Below are 18,974 nucleotides of genomic sequence, written 5' to 3' on the forward strand. Positions count from 1 at the left end.
TACCGCAGCCGGGCGCAGGGTGCTTCTAGCTCGCCTATAACCTCTGATTTTCAAGGTCGTATAAAACGCCGTTTTCAGTGATGTTTCACGTTACAACAGCGTACCGTCATGGCTATTCAGAAATATCAGGATTCCTTTTCTGACATGAACTCCTCGAGCTTCAGCACCATGCTCGACCGGTTTTTCAACGACTCCCTGGCCTCGCGGGGGCGCGTGAACAGTTTCTCGCCCCACGTAGATGCTTACGAGACGGAGAAAAGCTACGAGATTGAGGCCGCCTTACCTGGCCTGAAGCGCGAAGACATTAAGGTTGACTTCCACCAGGGGCGCCTGACCATATCGGGGGAGCGACACTTCCGCAACGAGCAAAACCAGCGCCGCTACCACGTGGTGGAAAGCTCCTTCGGCTCGTTTCACCGCGCCTTCCAGCTACCCGATACCGTGGATGCCAGCCGCATTCAGGCTGCTTTTGAAGATGGCGTGCTGCGGGTAAGCGTGCCCAAGGACGAGAAGAAAACCATGCGCCACCAGATTGAGGTGCGCGGCGGCCAGAACCAGGGTAGTAGCCCCGGCCAGATGTCGGAGCGCCTGGGAGAGCAGGCCACCGACGTAGCCGTGCAAACGGGCAGCAATGGCAACGGCCAGCCCCAAGCCACCGGCTCCGTAGATCCGGCCGAGGAAATGAAAAACCGCCCGCAAAGCTCGGGGGTAGGCTCCTAAGGTCTTGCCTCTTGTTGGTGCACCAAGCCGGTTCGGATTCCGAATCGGCTTTTGGTTTTGGTGGGTAAGCGGCCCGGCTGGTAGCCGCGTCGCGCGCCGCATCGTAAAACACCGCTACGAGCATCTTTCCACTTCACTTCGTACTCCTTATGCACCGCATCCTTCTTTTTCTGTGGCTGGGGCTGGTGGCCGGCCTAAGCCAGACCGCCGTGGGCGCCCCCGCGGAAGAGCTGCCACCCCGCCCCGCTCCCTTCCGGTTTGTAAATGACCAGGCCCAACTGCTACCCGCAGCCAACGCCAAGACCTTGGAAAATGGCTTGCGCCGCTACGCCGACGAAAACGGTACCCAGATTGTGGTGGTAACGGTGCCTTCCCTGGGAGGCCGCAACGTGGCCGAGTACGCCCGGGAGCTGGGCACGGCCTGGGGCATCGGCCAGCGCGACAAAAACAACGGCGTGGTGGTGTTAATCGGCGCGCAGGAGCGCAACGTCACCATTCAGGCCGGCTCGGGGCTGCGCCAGCAGATTACTCCGGCCCTGACCAGCCAGATTATCAACGAAAAAATGACGCCCAGCTTTAAGCAAGGCCGCTATTTCGCCGGCTTGCGTTCGGGCCTTAATGCCCTGATGCTGGCCGCCAACCCAGGCTCTGCTCCGGCTAGCTCCCCAGCCGCTGCCACTAGTCCGGCAACTAGCGCCGCCGCTGGGGTAGGCGCCAACGGGGCCGGCAGCGGAGCCGAACTTGCCAGCGAGTTTCCGGCCCAAAGCGCCGTTCCGGAACCCGTAGCGCCTACCCTGCCGGCGGCGGAACCTGCTTCATCGGGGTTTGGCTGGGGCACGTTGGCCCTGGGCGCCCTGGTTATAGGAGGCGGCATTTGGCTGGTATCCAAGCTATTTCGGCGCCGGGCACCCGCTGCGCCAGGCCCGAGCCCTACCCCTGATTTTCTGCCCAACCAATCGACGCAGCCAGGCCAGCCCAACGATGCTACCCGCGGCTACGGGCAGCGGCCAGTAAACCAGCCCGGTAACGTTCCGGACTTCTTGCCTAACCGTACTTCTGGTTTTGGGGGCGGGAGCGGCGGTAGTGGTGTGGGCGGCATGCTCATGACGGGTGCTGCCGCCGCCGCCGGCGCTTACCTTGGCAACCGCATGGCCCAGGGCCACGACAACCCCGACAGTTCTGCTTTCCACCCCGACGGCTCCCGCACTTTCGACCCGGACGCGGCGGGTGCCGCGGGTGGAGCAGCGGCAGCTGGCGCGGTAGGTGGAGCGGCCTCAACGGGTGGCTTTCCGGCCTTGGGCGGCACCGATGCTACCCCCGAAGCGGAACCAGACTACTTCTCGGAGGACTACACGGCAAACGATTCCCCAGACTATTTCTCCTCCTCCGACGACAGCTCTTCCTACGACGACACGTCGTCGGACGATACCGGCGGCGGGGGCTTCGACAGTGACGACAACACGAGTGGCAGCTGGTAACGCCAGCCGGCTCCGGCTGAGGGGCCGGGCCAAAGGGTAACAACCTACTACGCCACCATAATGCAACAAGCCGGCTTCCGTGAATACGGGAACCGGCTTGTTGCGTGTGAGGGGAGTGGAATTACTTCTTGGGCATACTGCGGGTGGGTGCTCCCACTTTTACGCTTGGGTTACGCTTGCGCTTGCGTTGGGCTTTGAGGCGCAGCTTCCAGCGACGAAACGGGCCCAACTTCTTCATTTTGTGACGGCTGTTGCCACGGTAAGCTTTGTAGTTAGGCCGGCCGCGCTTGTATGAACGACGAAAGACCGGAACGCTGGCTACCGTTTCAGCGCTGACTGATGAAGTGGCGGTGCTTCCCGTTTCGGCCCGCGTAGGAGCCGGCTCTAGGAACAAAAGGAAGCCCAAAAGTAGCAGGAGTATCTTTTTGAACATAAGAAAGAATAAGAGGTGAGAGAAGCACTGCACCACACGGTACCTCCAAATAAAGCGAATCTTTAGATAATTATCGTAACAAGCTGAAATAAAGATTTATTCTAAGAAAAATTCTATGTCAAGTCTCATTTCTATTTCTCTAACGTTAGCGTCATTCCTTTTAACTTTTCTAATACGATCCGTGTATCAACCTAAATCTTGTGAGCTTTCCTGAGCCTAGTTGCATGATGACAGAAAGCGACGCACGCTAGTGCTAGCCCCCCCGCGTATGCTGAAGCCTCAGGTAAATAGCTCGTTGATATTCGTACTGGCTTCTGCCGGCTCAAGAGGAAGCTCTGTCATTGCTTCCTATGCTAGCCTAGCAATGCCTCCTAGCACCTTTGCTTTCTAAATCAGCCGGCGGAAACTACAGGACGTAGCCAGGACGGTAACGGTGGGCACCTGTTTACCTAGGTCTGCCCTCCCCTGCCCACCGGTTACAGAAAGCTTCTGCTAAAGCCAATACTACTTAGCGGGCAGTCCGCACCCGGAGCCCTGGCAAGTACTTAGAAGAGTATATAATGGGTAGTTCAGGCGCTTACCCTCGGGAGCAGAGCCAACGCACAGCCTCGCCCTCGTCGGTGAATTGGTTGAGGGAGCAGTAGTCGCCGTGGGTGTGGGGCAGGGGCGGCAGGGTTTCGTCGTGTACGTCGTCGAGCTGGTAGGGCGCCACCAGAAAGGCCAGGTACACATGGTCGCCGAGGTGCTGGCGCAACAGGGGGTAGAACACGGTGGTCAGCCAGTGCACGTCGCGGGAGTCTACCTCTAGCCGGCGCCGGGAGTCCACAAGCCAGTGGCGGCAGGAGTCGCAGGTAGCGGCGTAGCGCAGCACTTCCTGGTAGCCGGCGCGCAGCTCATGTGAGGCCGTGGGGCGCGTCCAGCGGGCGGCCACAATCCCTAAGTCGGGCCGGTATGATAAGTCCAGAAAGTCGGCAAGCGTGGTAGGATTCATGCGGGGCGAGCGGAGAAGCTGACGAGAAAATAAAGTGGTCCGGATACGGGGCATACGGGCCGCACGTTGGCCCAGTGGCAGAGGAGTCAGGCTAGCCTGCCCCAGGTAGTACGCGGGGCATTGCCTAGCCCAGTAGGTGAGGCCGCCCCCGAAACCGGCGTTTTAGGGCTTACCAGGAACGGCCGGGGGCACGGGAGTTTCCGCGGGCCGAATATCGTAGCGGCGGTTGAACTCGGCTACGGCCGCCGAGCCTACGTTGCGCTTGGTTACCACAATCATCACCCCTTCGCCAGCTTCCGCCCCGAAGATGCGGCGGGCTTCGTCGCCCTTCACTACGTTCACCGAAGCAATGGTCCGGCGGTTGAGCTGCTCAATGGTTTTCTGGTCCGAAGGCTGACCATCAAGAAAATACAAGCTGGGTTCTGTTGCGGCGGCCCACGCAGCCGGCACCGGGCCAGCAGCCTGGCTATCAGCAGTGTACCAGGTAGTTGCCACAAGCAGACCAGCTAGGACAACCGCGCAACGTGAAGAGGAAAAGGTGAGCATAGTAGCAACAAACAAAAGTTCGGCTCCCAAGATACAAAACCGGGCCGGCTGCTTTCCGCAACCGGCCCGGTAACCTATTGTTCTATAGCTATTGTCACTAGCGAAAAGCGTTCATCTAGCCAGCGCTATCTACTTGGTAGTTATTACAATAGCTCCCTGCCGACCTTTTGCACCGAACTTCTTGGTAGCCCGCTCGGCATCCATCACGAAAACGGAGGAAAGCTGGGCGGCCGGAATTTTGGTTTGCTCGATGGTGGCTTCCTTCTCGTTGATGATCAGTAGCCGTCCGCCCACATCAGCCGGGCTCAGGCCCCGACCGGCGCTTATCAGGTTGATGACCCGCTGATCTTCGGGCTTGGCCGGCTCGAAACTCAGGTTATGTTCTTTGATAAAGGCCTGAACCGCAGCCGAATCTCGGTTTTTCTTGGTGATAATCAGGATGGCACCATCCGTGGCCTTTTCGCCGAAGGCAGTGCGGGCTTGCTCACCTTTCAGCACACTCATGCTCTCAATGGCTTTCGGGTCGAGGGCTTGCACTTCCGCCTTGGTGCTGGGCTTGCCGTCCAGGAAATACAGGGGCTCGGCGGCAACGGCTAGCGGCTTACCTTTTTCATCGAACAGTACTTTTTCCGGCCGACGACCATAGGCAATTTCGGCCCGGTAGCGCAGGTTGCTGCCATCGGCGGCGCGCACTTCCGAGACGCCAATGAGGCGGTAGCCGGGGTACTGCTTTACGATGTAGGCCAGCGCGGCGGGGGGTAGGGCACTAATGGGAGCTTCCTTTTCAACATCGGGTCCCGTGGGCGTGCTTACACCGGAAGAAGTCAAGGCAGCGGAGGCAGCTTCGGGAGCCGAGAGGCTGAGTAGCCCCAGGGCCAGCGGTAGCACCAGGAGGTAGCGGGCCGCCTGAGCGCGGGCAGATCGTTGCGCGTTCATCATACGAATACGGTTTTTAAGAGTGATAAAGGAGAAAGGAGTAACCAGCGCCGGCCCAGAAGCCAGGGTGCTGAGTTGCAGCAGGCTGTATTGGTACGTTTTGACATCGAGCTGCTTGGTCTGTAGCACGGCCTCGTCGGTGATGAACTCCAGGTTTTCCTGCACGGCCCGCAGCAGCAGCCACGCCCCCGGACTAAACCACCCGAAAATCCGCTGGACATGGCCCAGCAGCACATCCAGCGTGTGCCACTGGCGCACGTGCACCTGCTCGTGCAGCACAATGGCTGGTAGCTCCGCAGGCGCGTGCTGGGCTGGATTCAGGTAAATCGTCTGCCAGAAGGAAAAGGGGTTGATGTCGGCGGCTACCTGGCGGCAGGCCACGCCAGCCACCTGCGCCGGACGGGAGGCGCGGTGCACGCCGGCCAGCGAAGCTGCTTGCAGCAGTAGGCGTAGCGTCATCAGCCCCACGCCTACCCAGTAAATGGCCAGCAGCCAGAATCCGTAGTTCACGCCTTCCTCAGCAGGCATTACGGGCGCGACACTGCCACTCCCGGGCCAGTTGGGCAGCAGCACGCTAAGCTGGTTATCCAGCGCAGCCGGCCGGGCCAATAGCGCCGACACATCCAGCCACGGATACAGCACCGAAAACCCCAGCGCCCCCAGCAGGTAGGCGCGGTTCAGCTGATGAAAGGTGAGCCGGCGCAGCAGGGCATAGTACACTCCCAGCAACAGGAGCAGGACCCCGTTCACCTTCAGCAAGTACACTAGTAGCTCGGGTATCATGGCTGCTGGGGCTTTTGCCGCTCAATCATATCAATGATTTCCTTCAGCTCCTCGGCACTGATTTTCTGGTCTTTAGCAAAGAAGGAAACCAGCTCTTTGTAGGAGTTGCGGAAGTAGTCGCCCACGAAGGCGCCCAGGAACCGCTTGCGGTAGTCCTCGGCCGGAATCAGGGGCGTGAAGCGGAAGGTATTGCCCAGCTTTTCGCTGCGCAGGTAGCCCTTGCGCTCCAGGTTGCGCACCGTGGAGGCCAGGGTAGTGTAGGGTGGGCGGGGCTCGGGCAGCAGCTCCAGCACGTCCTTGATAAAGCCGCCCTCGAGCTGCCAGAAGCCGCGCATGGCCTCTTCTTCGGGTTGAGTAAGTCGTTCCATATCAGCAATTACTATCTTTTCGTAATACTACGAATATTTCGTAATTAGATACAGGAAGTAGTGAAATATTTTTTAGCGGTACACAAAAAAGCCCGCTTGCGGTGGGCAAGCGGGCTTTTACTAGTAAAGTTGTTTAGCAAATCGGAAGACCGTCATGCCGAGCCGGAGCCGAAGCATCTCGCGTGCTGAGGTTGCAATGGCAACCCAACAATTCGAGCGAGATGCTTCGGCTCCGCCTCTGCATGACAGGGCCTATTTTGCCCTTTTGTTATCCTCTGAACAAGTTTAACGGGCTGCTTGCGGGTTTACCAGACGCGGGCGCGCAGGTTTTGGGCGCGCACCATCTTGGCGTCTTCCTTACAGCCGAAAGCCTCGTAGAACTCGGGCATGTTCATCAGGGGGCCGTTGGTCCGGAACTGCGCGGGTGAGTGGGGGTCGGTTAGCACCTGCTGGCGCAGGTATTCGGGGCGGGCGTTGGTACGCCAGATTTGAGCCCAGGCCAGGAAGAAGCGCTGCTCCGGCGTGAAGCCGTCGTATTTGGGCCGGGGGCCGTTGCCGTATTTCTGCTGGAGCTGCTTCTGCAGGGCGCTGTACGCTACGCTCAACCCGCCGAAGTCGGCTAGGTTTTCGCCCATGGTCAGCTTGCCGTTCACGTACACCGAGTCCAGGGGCGAGAAGGCGTCGTACTGCTTGCCGACCATGTCGGCGCGTTGGGTAAACTTCTCAGCGTCCTCTTTGGTCCACCAGTCGCGCAGGTTACCCGAGGCATCCGACTGGCGGCCCTGGTCATCGAAACCGTGGGTGATTTCGTGGCCGATGACCGCGCCCATACCGCCGTAGTTTACCGCGTCATCCGCTTTCGGGTCGAAGAACGGGGGCTGCATGATACCGGCCGGGAAGGTAATGTCGTTCATCGACGAGTTGTAGGAGGCATTCACCGTGGGCGGGGTGAAGCGCCACTCGGTGCGGTCAATGGGCTTGCCGTACTTGCTCACGTTGTCATTGTAAGCCCACTGCCGGGCGGCCAGCACGTTTTTCAGGTACGACTCGCGCGAAAGGGTCAGGGCCGAGTAATCCTTCCACTTATCGGGGTAGCCGATTTTTACGGTGAAGGCGTTCAGCTTCTTCAAGGCTTCCTGCTTGGTCGCGTCGCTCATCCAGTCTAGCTGCTGAATGTGTTCGGCCATGGAGGCTTTGATGTTGTTGACCATTTCCATGGCCTTCTGCTTGGTTTCGGGCGTGAAGGTCTTGTCCACGTAAAGCTGACCGAAGGCCTGGCCCAGGGCCTGGTCGGTGGCACCCAGCATGCGTTTCCAGCGGGGCTGCTGCTGCTTGGCCCCCGTTAGGGTTTGCTGGAATCGGAAGGCTTCGTCGGCGTAGGCTTTGGGCAGAGCCGAGCTAACGGAGCTTACCAGCTGCCAGTCGAGGTAGCTTCTGAGGTTGGCCATCGGCTCCTGCTTCATCAGCGTGCTAACTTCTTGAAAGAAAGCCGGCTGCCCCACAATGACCTCCTTGGCCGCGCCCAGCTTGTTTTGCGCCAGCAGAGTAGGCAGGCCGATGTTGGGGAACTGCTGGTTGGCCTCAGCCACCGTCATCTTGTTGTAGTTCGCGTACGGGTCGCGCAGCTCCACGCGGCTCTTGCTGGCCTTGGCCAGGCGCGTTTCAATAGCTAGCACAGCCGCCGCCTTTTTGGCCGCCGCCGCCTCCGAGTCGCCCATGAGCTTGAACGTGTTGGTCATGTAGGCCACGTAGGCGTTGCGCACGGTTTTGGAACGGGCGTCGTCCTTGAGGTAGTAGTCCCGGTCGGGCATGCCCAGGCCGCCCTGGCTCATATTTACGGCGTACACGGTGCTGTTTTTGCGGTCGGGGCTCACGCCGGCCCGGAAGAAAGCACCCGTGCCCAGGGCTTGGTGGCGGGCCACTACGGCTTGCAGGCTTTTTAGGTCTTTGGCGGCGGCAATGCGGGCCAGCTCTGGCTTCAGGGGCGTGATGCCGGCGCGCTCAATGGCCACGGAGTCCATGGCCGAAGCGTAGTAGTCACCGACTTTCTGCAGGTTGCTGCCTTTAGGGGCGTTGCGGTTGGCGGCGGCTTCCTCCAGAATCTGCCGGCTCACGGCGTTGTTTTGGTCGGCGAGCTGCTGGAAGCTTCCCCACCGGACCTCACTGGCCGGAATGGCCGTGTTCTTGAGCCAAGTGCCGCTGGCGAAATGGAAAAAGTCGTCGCAGGGCGCCACGGACCGGTCGATGTTGGCTACGGCCAGCCCTACTCCTGGTACGCTCGGCGCCTCTGGGGTAGTAGTGGTAGTAGCTGTTACGGCCGTGGCAGAGGTGGTAGCGGCCGTGGCAGCGGGCTTCGAGGAATTACAGCTGGTGGCGGCCAAACCTGCCACCGACAGGGCAGCCAACGTTAGCGTATTGTGGGTTTTCATGGATGCGGAAAATACGGCGAACTGAAAAAGAGAAAAGCGGGCTACCTGGGCAACCCGCTTTCCAATCTACTTATTTACAAGCTTTTGCCAAACACTACCATACCCGGGCGCGCACGTTTTGCGCACGAACCATCTTGGCGTCTTCCTTGCAGCCAAAGGCCTGGTAGAACTCGGGCATGTTCATCAGGGGGCCGTTGGTGCGGTACTGAGCCGGGGAGTGCGGGTCGGTCTGCACTTGCTGGCGGATGTACTCAGGCCGGGCGCTGGTGCGCCAGATCTGGGCCCAGGCCAGGAAGAAACGCTGCTCGGGCGTGAGGCCATCGTACTGCGGACGGGGCTCCGAGCCGTACTTTTTCTGCAGTTGCTTTTGCAGGGCCGAGTAAGCCAGGGCTGTGCCCCCGAAGTCGGCCAGGTTCTCGCCCATGGTCAGCTTGCCGTTCACAAAAACGGAGTCGAGGGGCTGGAAAGCAGAGTACTGCTTGCCTACCAGGTCGGTGCGCTTCGAGAATTCGGCCGCATCTTCCTTGGTCCACCAGTCGCGCAGGTTGCCCTCGGCGTCCGACTGCCGGCCCTGGTCGTCGAAACCGTGGGTGATTTCGTGGCCGATGACGGCGCCCATGCCGCCATAGTTTACCGCATCGTCGGCCTTGGGGTCGAAGAACGGGGGCTGCATGATGCCGGCCGGAAACACGATTTCGTTCATCGTGGAGTTGTAGTAGGCATTTACCGTGGGCGGCGTCATGCCCCACTCGGTGCGGTCAATCGGCTTGCCGTAATGGCCTACGTTGTCTTTGAACTCCCATTCGCGGGCCGTCAGCACGTTTTTCAGGTACGACTCGCGGGAGATGTTCAGCGAAGAATAATCCTTCCACTTATCGGGGTAGCCGATTTTCACCGTGAAGCCGTTCAGCTTCTTCATGGCTTCCTGCTTGGTGGCCGGGCTCATCCATTCCAGGGCCTGGATGTGTTCCCCCATGGCCTCCTTGATGTTGGCTACCATTTCCAGGGCCTTCTGCTTGGTTTCCGGCGTGAAAGCCTTCTCCACATAAATCTGTCCGAATGCCTCACCCAGCGTACCATCGGTGGCGCGCAACATGCGCTTCCAACGGGGCTGCTGCTGCTTGGCTCCGCTCATCACCTGCTGGAAACGGAAGGACTCGTCCACGTAAGCTTTCGGCAGCGCCGACGATACGGAGTTCACTAGGTGAGCCCGCAGGTAGGTTTTCCAGTCGCCCACGGGCTCCTGCTGGAGGGCGGCGCTGGCTTCTTTCAGGAATTCCGGCTGACCCACAATCACCTCCTTGGCTGAGCCCAGGCCCACCTGGGGCAGCATGGTGGTCAGGCCCAGATTTGGGAACTGCTTGTTGGCCTCAGCCACCGTCATCTTGTTGTAGTTGGCGTACCGGTCGCGCAGGGCTACGCGGTCCTTGCTGGCTTTGGCGAGCCGGGTTTCCAGGCGCAGTACGGTGGCGGCGTTCTTGGCAGCCGTGGCCTCCGCATCACCCAACAGCTTGAACAGGTTGGTGAGGTAAGTGGTGTAGGCCGAGCGGATGGTTTTGGAGCGGGCATCCTCCTTGAGGTAGTAGTCCCGGTCGGGTAGGGTAAGGCCACCCTGGCCCAGGTAGAGGGCGTACTCGGTGCTTTTCTTGGAGTCCTGGCGCACGCCCAGCCCAAATACCGAGCGGGTTTGCAGCATTTGCTGGCGCACCAGCTGGTTCTGCAGGCCTTTCAGGTCTTTTACCCCGTTGATGCGGGCCAACTCCGGCTGCAGGTACTTCAGGCCAGCTTTTTCAATGGCCATGGTGTCCATGGCCGAGGCGTAGAAGTCGCCTACTTTCTGAGCATTGGTGCCTTTGGCCGCCGACTTATTGGCGGCAGCGGCTTCCAGAATGTTGCGCAGTACGGCGTTGTTCTGGTCAATCAGCGTGTTCCAGGAACCCCACGACGACTCCGTGGCCGGAATGGGGGTGTTCTTGAGCCAGGTGCCGCTGGCGTACTGGAAGAAGTTCTCGCAGGGCGAAACCGCCAAGTCGCGGGCCGAAAGGTCGAGGCCCACGCCCGGCATTACCGGGCCTTTGGGGGCTTCCGTAGCGGTAGCGCCAGCCGTTGAGGCAGTAGCAGTGCTGGTTGTGGTGGTAGTAGTAGCGGAGGTAGCCGTGGTAGCGGGAGTGCTGGTGGCGCAGCCGGCCAGCCCGAGGCCTGCCGCCGTACCCAAGGTCAGCAATAGGTAGCTTTTCGAGGTCATGAAAGGAAAATGTGGGATGTGTGGAGTTCTAAGTTAAGCTAAAGCCTAGAAACTAGTTCCCCTCTTTGGCAAGCAGGGGCTAGGGGTGGTTGATGAGGGTAGCACGTCCTTTTGGTTTTAGCGCTAGTTCGCCTCACCCCTAGCCCCCCTCTGCAGAGGGAGAGTTCTAGTGTCGTTCTTGTTTGAAGCAACTGCCCCTACTTCACAGCGTTTGGGGCGCGGCATAACTCAAGCAAGGCAACTGGCTTTCAGCGCTAGTACAGTTACCAAATTACCGCCCGCTCCGCATCGGGGCGCACCATTTTCTGGCCCTGCTGGCAGCCGAAAGCCTGGTAGAAGGCAGGCATGTTCATCAGGGGGCCGATGGTGCGGTACTGGCCGGGCGAGTGCGGGTCGGTGAGGATCTGCTGGCGTAGGGCGGCCGGCCGGATGTTCTGGCGGCGCAGTTGGGCCCAGCTCAGGAAGAAGCGCTGCTCGGGTGTGAAGCCGTCAATAAGCGGGCGGTTGCCTTTGCCGTAGGTCTTGTCGAGCTGCTTTTGGAGGGCGCCGTATACGATGGTCAGGCCGGCGAAATCAGCCAGGTTTTCGCCCATGGTCAGCTTGCCGTTCACGTGCACCGAGTCCAGGGGCGAGAAGGCGTCGTACTGGCGGCCTACCACGGCGGCGCGCTTGGTAAACTCCTCCCCATCGGCCTTGGTCCACCAGTCGCGCAGGTTGCCCTCCGAGTCGTACTGCCGGCCCTGGTCATCGAAGCCGTGGGTCATTTCGTGGCCCATCACGCCGCCAATGGCCCCGTAGTTCACGGCGTCATCGGCTTCGGGGTCAAAGAAGGGCGGCTGGAGGTAGCCCGCCGGAAACACGATTTCGTTCATCGGCGGGTTGTAGTAGGCGTTGATGGTGGGCGGCGTCATGCCCCACTCGTTGCGGTCAATCGGCCCGCCAAATTTCTTCACGTTTTGCTTGTAGCCCCACTCGCGGGCCGCCAGCACATTTTTCAGGTAGGATTCGCGCGAAATCGACAGCTCAGAATAGTCCTTCCACTTATCGGGGTAGCCGATTTTTACCCGCAGGGCGTTGAGCTTTTTCAGGGCTTCGGCCTTGGTCGCGTCGCTCATCCAGGTGTTGGTTTGGATGTGCTCGGCCATGCTGGCTTTGATGTTGGCGACCATTTCGAGGGCCTTGCGCTTGGCTTCTGGCGAAAACGCCTTGTCTACGTAAAGCTGGCCGAACGCCTCGCCCAAGGTAGCATCGGTGGCGGCTTGCATGCGCTTCCAACGTACGGGCTGCTGCTTGGCCCCACTCTGCACCTGCTGGAAACGGAAGGCTTCATCGGAATACGCCTTGGGCAAGGCCGAAGGTAGGGAGCTAACCAGCTGCCAGGTCAGGTAGGTTTTCACATCCGACAGGGGCTCTTCCTTCAGCAGGGCACTCACCTCCCGGAAGAAATCTGGCTGACCCACAATTACTTCCTTGGCTGCACCCAAGCCATTCTGCGCCAGCAGGGTGGGTAGGCCGATGTTGGGAAACTGCGTGTTAGCCTCGGCCAGGGTCATCTTATTGTAGCTGGCATTAGGGTCACGCAGGGCAACCCGGTCTTTGCTGGCTTTGGCCAGGCGGGTTTCCAGCCGCAAAATGGTAGCCGCCTTCTGGGCCGCGGTAGCCTCACTGTCGCCCATCAACTTAAAGGTGTTGGTCATGTAGGCGACGTAAGCCGTGCGCACGGTTTTGGAGCGGGCATCGTCCTTGAGGTAGTAGTCCCGGTCGGGCATGCTCAGGCCGCCCTGGCTCAGGTTCACGGCGTACACGGTGCTTTGCTTGCGGTCGGGCCCTACCCCAGCGCGGAAGAATGCACCCGTGCCCAGCCGCTGCTGGCGGGCCAGCTCCGTTTGCAGGCTTTTCAAGTCCTTCACGGCACTGATGCGCTTGAGTTCGGGCTGCAAATACGTCAGCCCCGCCTTTTCGATGGCCGCGGAATCCATGCCCGAAGCGTAGAAGTCGCCGACTTTCTGGGCATTGGAGCCTTTCGCTGCCGAGGTGTTGGCCGCGGCTTCTTCCAGAATGCGCTTCAGCGTGGCCTGGGTCCGGTCGCCGAGCAGGTTGCGCGGGCCCCAGCTGGAGGCGTAGGCCGGTACCGGATTATTCTTCAGCCAGTTACCGCCCGAAAACTGAAAAAAGTCTTCGCACGGCGACACCGAGCGGTCTACGTCCTGGGGGTTAATGCTGCGCCCGCCCGAGGTAGAAGCTACGGGAGTAGCAGTTGAAGCGGCAGCAGGGGTAGCAGTAGTAGCGGTGGTTGTGGGCTGGCTGGTAGCGCAGCCGGCCAGCGTCAGGAGTAAGGCCGCGGCGCCAGCGCGCGGGGAAGCAGAACGGTTTTTCATTCAGCGAAATACAGAACGGTGGTTTCGCTAAGGTCGCAGCTTGCGCCGGGAAGGTTGCGCCTATATGATTCCTGTTATAGTGACGCTTCCAGAATGGCTGCGTCTGCCCCCCGAAGTGCCGCTATGGACCATGTTGTAATACCGCAATGGCGACAATTAGCCTCACAGTATGAGTTAGCTTACATGGATGGATTACTCTGTAACGCTCTCTTGCTCGTCAACTTATGCTATTCACTAAGCAGTCTGATGCAACCTTAACCCAGCTGCGACACTCGTAAGCTTGAGGAGCTTATTCCTTCCTCCTTTTTCGCTCATCTACTTCTTATTGAGCTACCCCTAAGGCATCGCTAGTAGATGAGGCTAGCAAAAGCCTAGACGCCCAATCATACGCCTTTATTTAAAACAAATTCTCCCTTACCATGCGCACCCTTATTCCTCTTTACCATCTGGCAAACTTCGGCCTACTATTCTTTCTTGGCCTAAACGGCTGCACCAACCAGGATAGTGTTGCTCCCGCTATTACCGAGTGCAGTGAGCTTGCCACAGTGCGCTTCTGCCCGAGCTATGGCGATTCACCCAATTGTAAGACCCTGCACACAACACTGCAATTAGCGAACAGCCGCGAGGGGTTACCGGCTGGCTATCATGTGCTTCCGGTTGGGCCGAAATGGCAAGCTTATCAGGCGCACCAAATAAATGGGCAGGTGCTTCGGGTAGGCTACCAGCTTGGCCCCGAGGTACCGCCCAATGTAGATGGATTAAGAGAAGCTACTATCACCTGCCTGGAAGTATCGGACGCGGTGTTGTTAGACAAATAAGATGGTAAGCAAGGCCGGGTGCAACTTACTTCGCTTGTAACCTAGACTACACTACAAGACCATATTAGGGTAGATAAAATGGGAAGCTGCTTACCTTAAAACGGCAGCAAACCTTCATTCAGCAAGTAACCTCTAAACGAGAGCAGCAATGCTTCCCGCTCTCGTTTAGAGGTTACTCTAAACATAATACCCCTTACCGCCGCCGGGGCTTGGCTCGCTCGTACTGTTCAGGCCACTCTATGTCTACCCCTAACTCGTGGGCGGCGTGGAGCGGGAAGTAGGCGTCGCGGAGGGACTCGCGGGCCAGGAGCACTACATCAGCTTGGCCGCTGGCAATAATGGCTTCGGCCTGCTGGGCTTCGGTAATCATGCCCACGGCGCCGGTAGGCAGGCCGGTTTCGCGCTTGATTTGCTCGGCAAACTGCACTTGGTAGCCGGGTCCGATGGGAATATCGGCGCGGGGCACGTTGCCGCCGGTGGAGCAGTCCAGTAGGTCTACGCCGTGGTTTTTCAGGATGGCGGCCAAGGCCACGGAGTCCTCGGCGGTCCAGCCGCCCTCGGTCCAGTCGGTGGCGGAAATGCGCACCCACAGGGGTAGGTGGTTGGGTAGCTCGGCGCGGGTAGCGGCTACCACTTCCAGCAGCAGCCGGATGCGGTTTTCGAAGGAGCCGCCGTACTCGTCGGTGCGCTGGTTGCTGAGTGGGGAGAGGAACTGGTGAAGCAGGTAGCCGTGGGCCGCGTGCAACTCAATCACCTCAAAACCAACCAACAACGCCCGGCGCGTTCCTACCCGAAAGGCTTCTACTACCTCCTGAATGTCGGCCAGGCTTAGCTCCCGCGGGGCGGGTTCATCGGGGCTGAAGGAGAGCGGGCTGGGAGCCACGGTTTGCCAGCCGCCTTCGGTTTCGGGCACTACGGTGCCGCCTTGCCAGGGGCTGCGGTGGCTGGCTTTGCGGCCGGCGTGAGCTAGCTGAATGCCGGGGACGCAGTTTTCGCTTTTCAGAAAATCAACGATGCGGCGCAAGCCAGGCAGGTGCTCATCCTTCCAGATGCCGAGGTCGTCGGGCGTAATGCGGCCTTCGGGTACTACCGCCGTGGCTTCCAGCAGAATAAGGGCCGCGCCGCCCACGGCCCGGGAGCCTAGGTGCACCAGGTGCCAGTCGTTAGCGAAGCCGTCCTGGGCACTGTACTGGCACATGGGCGAAATGACGATGCGGTTTTTCAGGGTGAGGCCGCGCAGGGTGAGCGGCGTGAAGAGGTGGGCCATGCTACAGGAAAGAAGTCGGGAGAAGCAAGCGGGAAAGACTTTTAAACCACCCGCGTGGCCTTGGGGTTTTCATGCCTGAGCTACCCGTGGCCTTACTCCACCAGGGCTGCCGTGCTAGGTGGCTTGGTAGCGAACAATCAGGCCGTCCTGCAAAGGCGCCACCGCCGCATCTCGCTCGAATTGTTAGGGGTAGGGCAACGCCAGCACGCGAGATGCGGTGGTGGCGCCTTTGTAAGACGAATCGATTATTTCAGGAACTGTTGCTTTCTATCCGCCGGGAAGAAGCCCCCGGCCGGGCCGAACAGGTTTTTAAAACCATTCCTGGGGGCTGCTGGTATGCAAGTGCACCTTTCCTTACCCGTTGCTTGCCATGCGCACTATTAACACCCAGCACCGCGCCCAGAATGCGCCCATTGCCGATCTGGTTACCTACCGGGCGCTACCTACGAACTCCGTAGAGCACCTCGACCCGTTTCTGTTCCTGAACCACCACGGCCCCCAGGTGTACCGACCGAACAACCAGGGCCTACCCTTCGGCCCCCACCCCCACCGCGGCTTCGAGACGGTGACGTTCATTTTGGAGGGCGACATTATGCACCAGGACACGGGCGGGCACCAGAGCATCATCGGGCCGGGCGGCATTCAGTGGATGACAGCAGGTAGGGGCCTGATTCACGCGGAGGTTTCCTCGCCGGAGTTTAAGCGCACCGGTGGACCCTTGGAAATTCTGCAGCTGTGGGTAAACCTGCCGGCCAAGGATAAGATGGTGGAGCCGCGCTACATCGGGTTGCAGGAGCCAGAAATTCCGACGGCTTCCCTGGATGAGGGCCGGGTGGTGGTGCACGCTGTATCGGGTAACTGGGCCGGCACGGCCGGAGCCGTAACGCCGCTGGCCGATATTCAGCTGGCTACCATTAACTTCCAGGCGGGCGGCAAACTCGCTTTAACCATTCCGGCCAGCCATACCATTTTCTTCTACACCGTGCGCGGCCGCCTGCGCGTAAACGGCCAGGAAACCCAGGCCCGCCAGTTGGTCGAGTTCAACTACGACGGCGACGAGTTGCACATTGAAGCCCTGGAAGAAGCCGTGCTGCTGCTGGGCCACGCCCAACCCTTCCAGGAGCCCATTGTGTCCTACGGCCCCTTCGTGATGAACACCGAGCAGGAAATCCGCCAGGCTTACCAGGATTATCAGGCTGGGAAGTTTGGGCGCTGGGAAGAATAACTGGGGTCGGCGTAAAGTAATCGGGCTCGGTAATCGTCTGCTGCAGTGGGCTGTGCTGATGCGGCCCCACCTACCCCATGGCTTCCAATTTACGTTCGTACTCAGGTGCCTCACGGAAAAGATTGCGCCCAATCTTTTCTCGTCGTACATTTGTAACCGAATCTGTTACTAATTCCTCATGAACACTCGCTTTGCAGTTGCCACGCACATTCTGGCCTACCTGGCGCATGCCCAGCCGGGGCAGCCAGTTTCGTCGGAGGTGCTGGCCAGCAGTGCGGGTACGCACCCAGTGGTTGTGCGCCGGCTTATGAGCACACTGCGCGAGGCGGGCCTGGTGCAAAGCCAGCGCGGCGCGGGCGGGGGCACCGTCCTGGCCCGGCCCGCCGCCGAAATCACCCTGCTCGATGTGTTTCGGGCCATGCAGGCCAGTGAGCCCGACCTGTTTCAAGTGGGAAGCACCAACCCCAACACCCACTGCGACCTGGGCAGCGTGATGCAGGAAACGCTGGAGGGTCTGTTCGGGCCGGCCATTGAAGCCATGCGGGCTGCCCTGGCCGCCGTGACGGTACAGCAGGTGATGCAGGAACTGGGCAAGCGCTTGCCCGGCGGTTGCACGGATGCTTCGGGCTAGAGCCTTTTTTATTTAACCAAAAATGTAACCACCCTGGTTACTCACTGTTTCTCACCGTCTTCTGCCCGCGCTACCCCCTAGCGCGCCCAGAAGGCATCGGCCGGCTTGCTGCGGTAGTGGCAACTGGCTTCGTCGGATGTGCCGGCGTTTTACCCATGAAAAAGATACTTGGCGTGGGGCTCGTGCTCCTCGTCGCGGCAGGAAGCTTCCTGTTGCCCCTGTGGCTTACCCCGGCCGAAGCGCCGGGCGCGAGCCTACCCCTACTAGCTACCTCCCACTTCTCCGCAGCCACGTCCGCGGAGCCCCCAACTTATGCCACCGCGCAGGCAGTTCGTAGCGCCACCGCCGGGCGGGTGTGGGAAGTGTATTTCCACGAAGGCCAGCGCGTACGCAAAGGGCAGTTGCTGCTGAAGCTGGTAGAAAAGCTGCCCAGCGTAACCCAGCAGCAGTTGCAGGCCCGCCTTGCCCAACAGCTGCGCGCCTACGAGGTTCTGCAAGCCACTCATCCGGCCGCGGCGGTCCTCACGGCGGCCGAAACCCAACTCACGGACACCCGCGCCCAGCTAGCCCGGGCCGTGCCCATGCTCAGCTTCGTGTTCGTGACGGCCCCGGCCGATGGCGTTATTACGGGCACGGCCGTGACTACCGGCGACTACCTCACGCCCCAGACGGTGGTGGCGCAGCTTGCCTCGGGCCTGGTTGCGGCCGATACCACCTTGCTGCTGTCTAGCGTTGAGTAGCTCGGCTGCAAACGCTGCTCTTTACTTTTTCCCTCTTACCTGCTTTCATACCAGACTATGGAACAGCTCATCCGCTACCAGGTAGAGCGCATGTTGCGCAAAAAACACCGCAACCCCGCCCTGCACCTCACTCCTACCTCCCGCCTGCACGAAGACGTAGGCCTGGACTCCATCGATATGGTCGAGCTGGTCATCAACCTCGAACACCGGTTCCACATCGAAATTCCCGACCCCGAACTGGAAGACCTCCGCACCGTCCAGGACGTGCTCGACTGCGTGGACACCCATTTAAGTGAGCTGGTGAATGAGTAAGTAAGTGAACTGGACGTTCACTAGCGTACTGGTTGCGGCGCTGGCCGTGCCAAGTGAAGCACGGAATCTGGACTTACCACCCAAGCAGTAGCCCATATTTTTCCCTTCGCTCAGCACGACCAGCGCAACATTTGTTTCCGGGTACTAGCCGCTAGTGACTGCCCGGCCTACACTAGGCTACGGGCTGCTGGCGAGCCTCCTGCAGCCACGCAACAGCCTCCCGTTCATCAATGAAGCGCTCGGCGGCAAAGGGCTTGCCTTCAAAAAAACTGGCGGGCGGAAAGGCCGCATCGGCTTCAACATCCCGCATAATGACGGGCACGAGCAGGTAGGCCAGGTAGGTCCGGCCACCCAAACGGGCGTGCAGGGTAGGCAGGAAGCTGGTAATCATCCAGTGGGCCCCGTCCCGGTCGGTATTGAAGCGGCGTCGGGCATCGAGCAGCCACTGCCGGCAGCGGTGCTCGGCGGCGCGCTCCAGCACGTAGTGGTAGCCCGCGCACATTTCTTCCAGCGTCACTTTCCGCATCCACCGGATTAGCAACACATCCAGGTCGGCGCGGTGGGTAACTTCAACAAACTCTGGGGCGGCTGGCAGCATCAGGCAGGAGGCAGGGAGAAATCAAATATACGCGCCAAGACGGGCAACCCATCGGGCGGCCGCCTCCATTTACGCC

Annotated in this window: 16 protein-coding genes; 7 read left to right on the forward strand and 9 right to left on the reverse strand. The window is 60.1% G+C overall.

The genetic code is table 11. The annotated features are described in order from the left end of the window. Positions 1-108: 108 nt before the first annotated feature. Positions 109-720: an Hsp20/alpha crystallin family protein gene (locus tag MWH26_RS17335; RefSeq protein ID WP_247975263.1), complete on the forward strand. Its 612-nt coding sequence runs from the start codon at positions 109-111 to the stop codon at positions 718-720. A gap of 149 nt (positions 721-869) precedes the next feature. Further along, entirely contained in the window at positions 870-2,198 is a 1,329-nt protein-coding gene (locus MWH26_RS17340; protein ID WP_247975264.1) for a TPM domain-containing protein, read from the forward strand. Between the two features lie 1,010 nt (positions 2,199-3,208). Here MWH26_RS17340 and MWH26_RS17345 read toward each other — a convergent pair. The 7 genes from MWH26_RS17345 to MWH26_RS17375 form a co-directional block, all read right to left on the reverse strand. Then, a complete protein-coding gene (locus MWH26_RS17345; protein WP_247975265.1) occupies positions 3,209-3,622 on the reverse strand; it encodes a hypothetical protein in 414 nt (137 codons plus the stop codon). A 162-nt stretch (positions 3,623-3,784) separates the two neighbouring features. Next, a complete protein-coding gene (locus MWH26_RS17350) occupies positions 3,785-4,117 on the reverse strand; it encodes a hypothetical protein (protein ID WP_247975266.1) in 333 nt (110 codons plus the stop codon). A 180-nt stretch (positions 4,118-4,297) separates the two neighbouring features. Further along, on the reverse strand, positions 4,298-5,887 hold the full coding sequence (locus MWH26_RS17355) for a M56 family metallopeptidase (protein WP_247975267.1): 1,590 nt from the start codon (positions 5,885-5,887) through the stop codon (positions 4,298-4,300). Beyond that, a complete protein-coding gene (locus MWH26_RS17360) occupies positions 5,884-6,255 on the reverse strand; it encodes a BlaI/MecI/CopY family transcriptional regulator (protein ID WP_244698441.1) in 372 nt (123 codons plus the stop codon). Before MWH26_RS17360 ends, MWH26_RS17355 begins: the two co-directional genes overlap by 4 nt. 305 nt (positions 6,256-6,560) lie before the next feature. Beyond that, positions 6,561-8,684 (reverse strand): M13 family metallopeptidase, encoded by a 2,124-nt coding sequence (locus tag MWH26_RS17365; RefSeq protein WP_247975268.1) that lies wholly within the window; start codon positions 8,682-8,684, stop codon positions 6,561-6,563. 94 nt (positions 8,685-8,778) lie between these two features. Then, entirely contained in the window at positions 8,779-10,929 is a 2,151-nt protein-coding gene (locus MWH26_RS17370; protein ID WP_247975269.1) for a M13 family metallopeptidase, read from the reverse strand. 263 nt (positions 10,930-11,192) lie between these two features. Continuing rightward, positions 11,193-13,307 carry a M13 family metallopeptidase gene (locus MWH26_RS17375; protein ID WP_244698446.1) on the reverse strand — a complete coding sequence of 705 codons (2,115 nt, stop codon included), beginning with the start codon at positions 13,305-13,307 and terminating at the stop codon, positions 11,193-11,195. A gap of 419 nt (positions 13,308-13,726) precedes the next feature. Here MWH26_RS17375 and MWH26_RS17380 point away from each other — a divergent pair, with 419 nt between their 5' ends. After that, positions 13,727-14,125 (forward strand): hypothetical protein, encoded by a 399-nt coding sequence (locus MWH26_RS17380; protein WP_247975270.1) that lies wholly within the window; start codon positions 13,727-13,729, stop codon positions 14,123-14,125. 193 nt (positions 14,126-14,318) lie between these two features. Here the strand turns inward: MWH26_RS17380 and MWH26_RS17385 are convergent, their stop codons facing one another. Beyond that, on the reverse strand, positions 14,319-15,392 hold the full coding sequence (locus tag MWH26_RS17385) for an NADH:flavin oxidoreductase/NADH oxidase (protein ID WP_247975271.1): 1,074 nt from the start codon (positions 15,390-15,392) through the stop codon (positions 14,319-14,321). A gap of 370 nt (positions 15,393-15,762) precedes the next feature. Here MWH26_RS17385 and MWH26_RS17390 point away from each other — a divergent pair, with 370 nt between their 5' ends. The 4 genes from MWH26_RS17390 (at position 15,763) to MWH26_RS17405 (ending at position 18,300) form a co-directional block, all read left to right on the forward strand. Continuing rightward, positions 15,763-16,617 carry a pirin family protein gene (locus MWH26_RS17390; RefSeq protein WP_247975272.1) on the forward strand — a complete coding sequence of 285 codons (855 nt, stop codon included), beginning with the start codon at positions 15,763-15,765 and terminating at the stop codon, positions 16,615-16,617. A gap of 178 nt (positions 16,618-16,795) precedes the next feature. Continuing rightward, positions 16,796-17,248, forward strand: a complete 453-nt coding sequence (locus MWH26_RS17395) for an Rrf2 family transcriptional regulator (RefSeq protein WP_244698449.1) — start codon at positions 16,796-16,798, stop codon at positions 17,246-17,248. 155 nt (positions 17,249-17,403) lie between these two features. Further along, entirely contained in the window at positions 17,404-17,988 is a 585-nt protein-coding gene (locus tag MWH26_RS17400; protein WP_247975273.1) for an efflux RND transporter periplasmic adaptor subunit, read from the forward strand. A 57-nt stretch (positions 17,989-18,045) separates the two neighbouring features. After that, on the forward strand, positions 18,046-18,300 hold the full coding sequence (locus MWH26_RS17405; RefSeq protein ID WP_244698453.1) for a phosphopantetheine-binding protein: 255 nt from the start codon (positions 18,046-18,048) through the stop codon (positions 18,298-18,300). Positions 18,301-18,472: 172 nt separating this feature from the next. Here the strand turns inward: MWH26_RS17405 and MWH26_RS17410 are convergent, their stop codons facing one another. Then, a complete protein-coding gene (locus tag MWH26_RS17410; RefSeq protein WP_244698455.1) occupies positions 18,473-18,898 on the reverse strand; it encodes a hypothetical protein in 426 nt (141 codons plus the stop codon). Positions 18,899-18,974 lie beyond the last annotated feature (76 nt).

The sequence above is a fragment of the Hymenobacter sublimis genome (genome assembly GCF_023101345.1).
Classification (GTDB): Bacteria; Bacteroidota; Bacteroidia; order Cytophagales; family Hymenobacteraceae; genus Hymenobacter; species Hymenobacter sublimis.

Excerpts from the sequence above, each read along its gene's own strand:
- MWH26_RS17380 (WP_247975270.1), top strand. The coding sequence starts at position 13,727 with ATGCGCACCCTTATTCCTCTTTACCATCTGGCAAACTTCGGCCTACTA.
- MWH26_RS17335 (WP_247975263.1), top strand. The coding sequence starts at position 109 with ATGGCTATTCAGAAATATCAGGATTCCTTTTCTGACATGAACTCCTCG.
- MWH26_RS17400 (WP_247975273.1), top strand. The coding sequence starts at position 17,404 with ATGAAAAAGATACTTGGCGTGGGGCTCGTGCTCCTCGTCGCGGCAGGA.
- MWH26_RS17405 (WP_244698453.1), top strand. The coding sequence starts at position 18,046 with ATGGAACAGCTCATCCGCTACCAGGTAGAGCGCATGTTGCGCAAAAAA.
- MWH26_RS17360 (WP_244698441.1), bottom strand. The coding sequence starts at position 6,255 with ATGGAACGACTTACTCAACCCGAAGAAGAGGCCATGCGCGGCTTCTGG.
- MWH26_RS17385 (WP_247975271.1), bottom strand. The coding sequence starts at position 15,392 with ATGGCCCACCTCTTCACGCCGCTCACCCTGCGCGGCCTCACCCTGAAA.
- MWH26_RS17395 (WP_244698449.1), top strand. The coding sequence starts at position 16,796 with ATGAACACTCGCTTTGCAGTTGCCACGCACATTCTGGCCTACCTGGCG.
- MWH26_RS17340 (WP_247975264.1), top strand. The coding sequence starts at position 870 with ATGCACCGCATCCTTCTTTTTCTGTGGCTGGGGCTGGTGGCCGGCCTA.
- MWH26_RS17390 (WP_247975272.1), top strand. The coding sequence starts at position 15,763 with ATGCGCACTATTAACACCCAGCACCGCGCCCAGAATGCGCCCATTGCC.
- MWH26_RS17345 (WP_247975265.1), bottom strand. The coding sequence starts at position 3,622 with ATGAATCCTACCACGCTTGCCGACTTTCTGGACTTATCATACCGGCCC.
- MWH26_RS17375 (WP_244698446.1), bottom strand. The coding sequence starts at position 13,307 with ATGAAAAACCGTTCTGCTTCCCCGCGCGCTGGCGCCGCGGCCTTACTC.
- MWH26_RS17370 (WP_247975269.1), bottom strand. The coding sequence starts at position 10,929 with ATGACCTCGAAAAGCTACCTATTGCTGACCTTGGGTACGGCGGCAGGC.
- MWH26_RS17355 (WP_247975267.1), bottom strand. The coding sequence starts at position 5,887 with ATGATACCCGAGCTACTAGTGTACTTGCTGAAGGTGAACGGGGTCCTG.
- MWH26_RS17410 (WP_244698455.1), bottom strand. The coding sequence starts at position 18,898 with ATGCTGCCAGCCGCCCCAGAGTTTGTTGAAGTTACCCACCGCGCCGAC.
- MWH26_RS17365 (WP_247975268.1), bottom strand. The coding sequence starts at position 8,684 with ATGAAAACCCACAATACGCTAACGTTGGCTGCCCTGTCGGTGGCAGGT.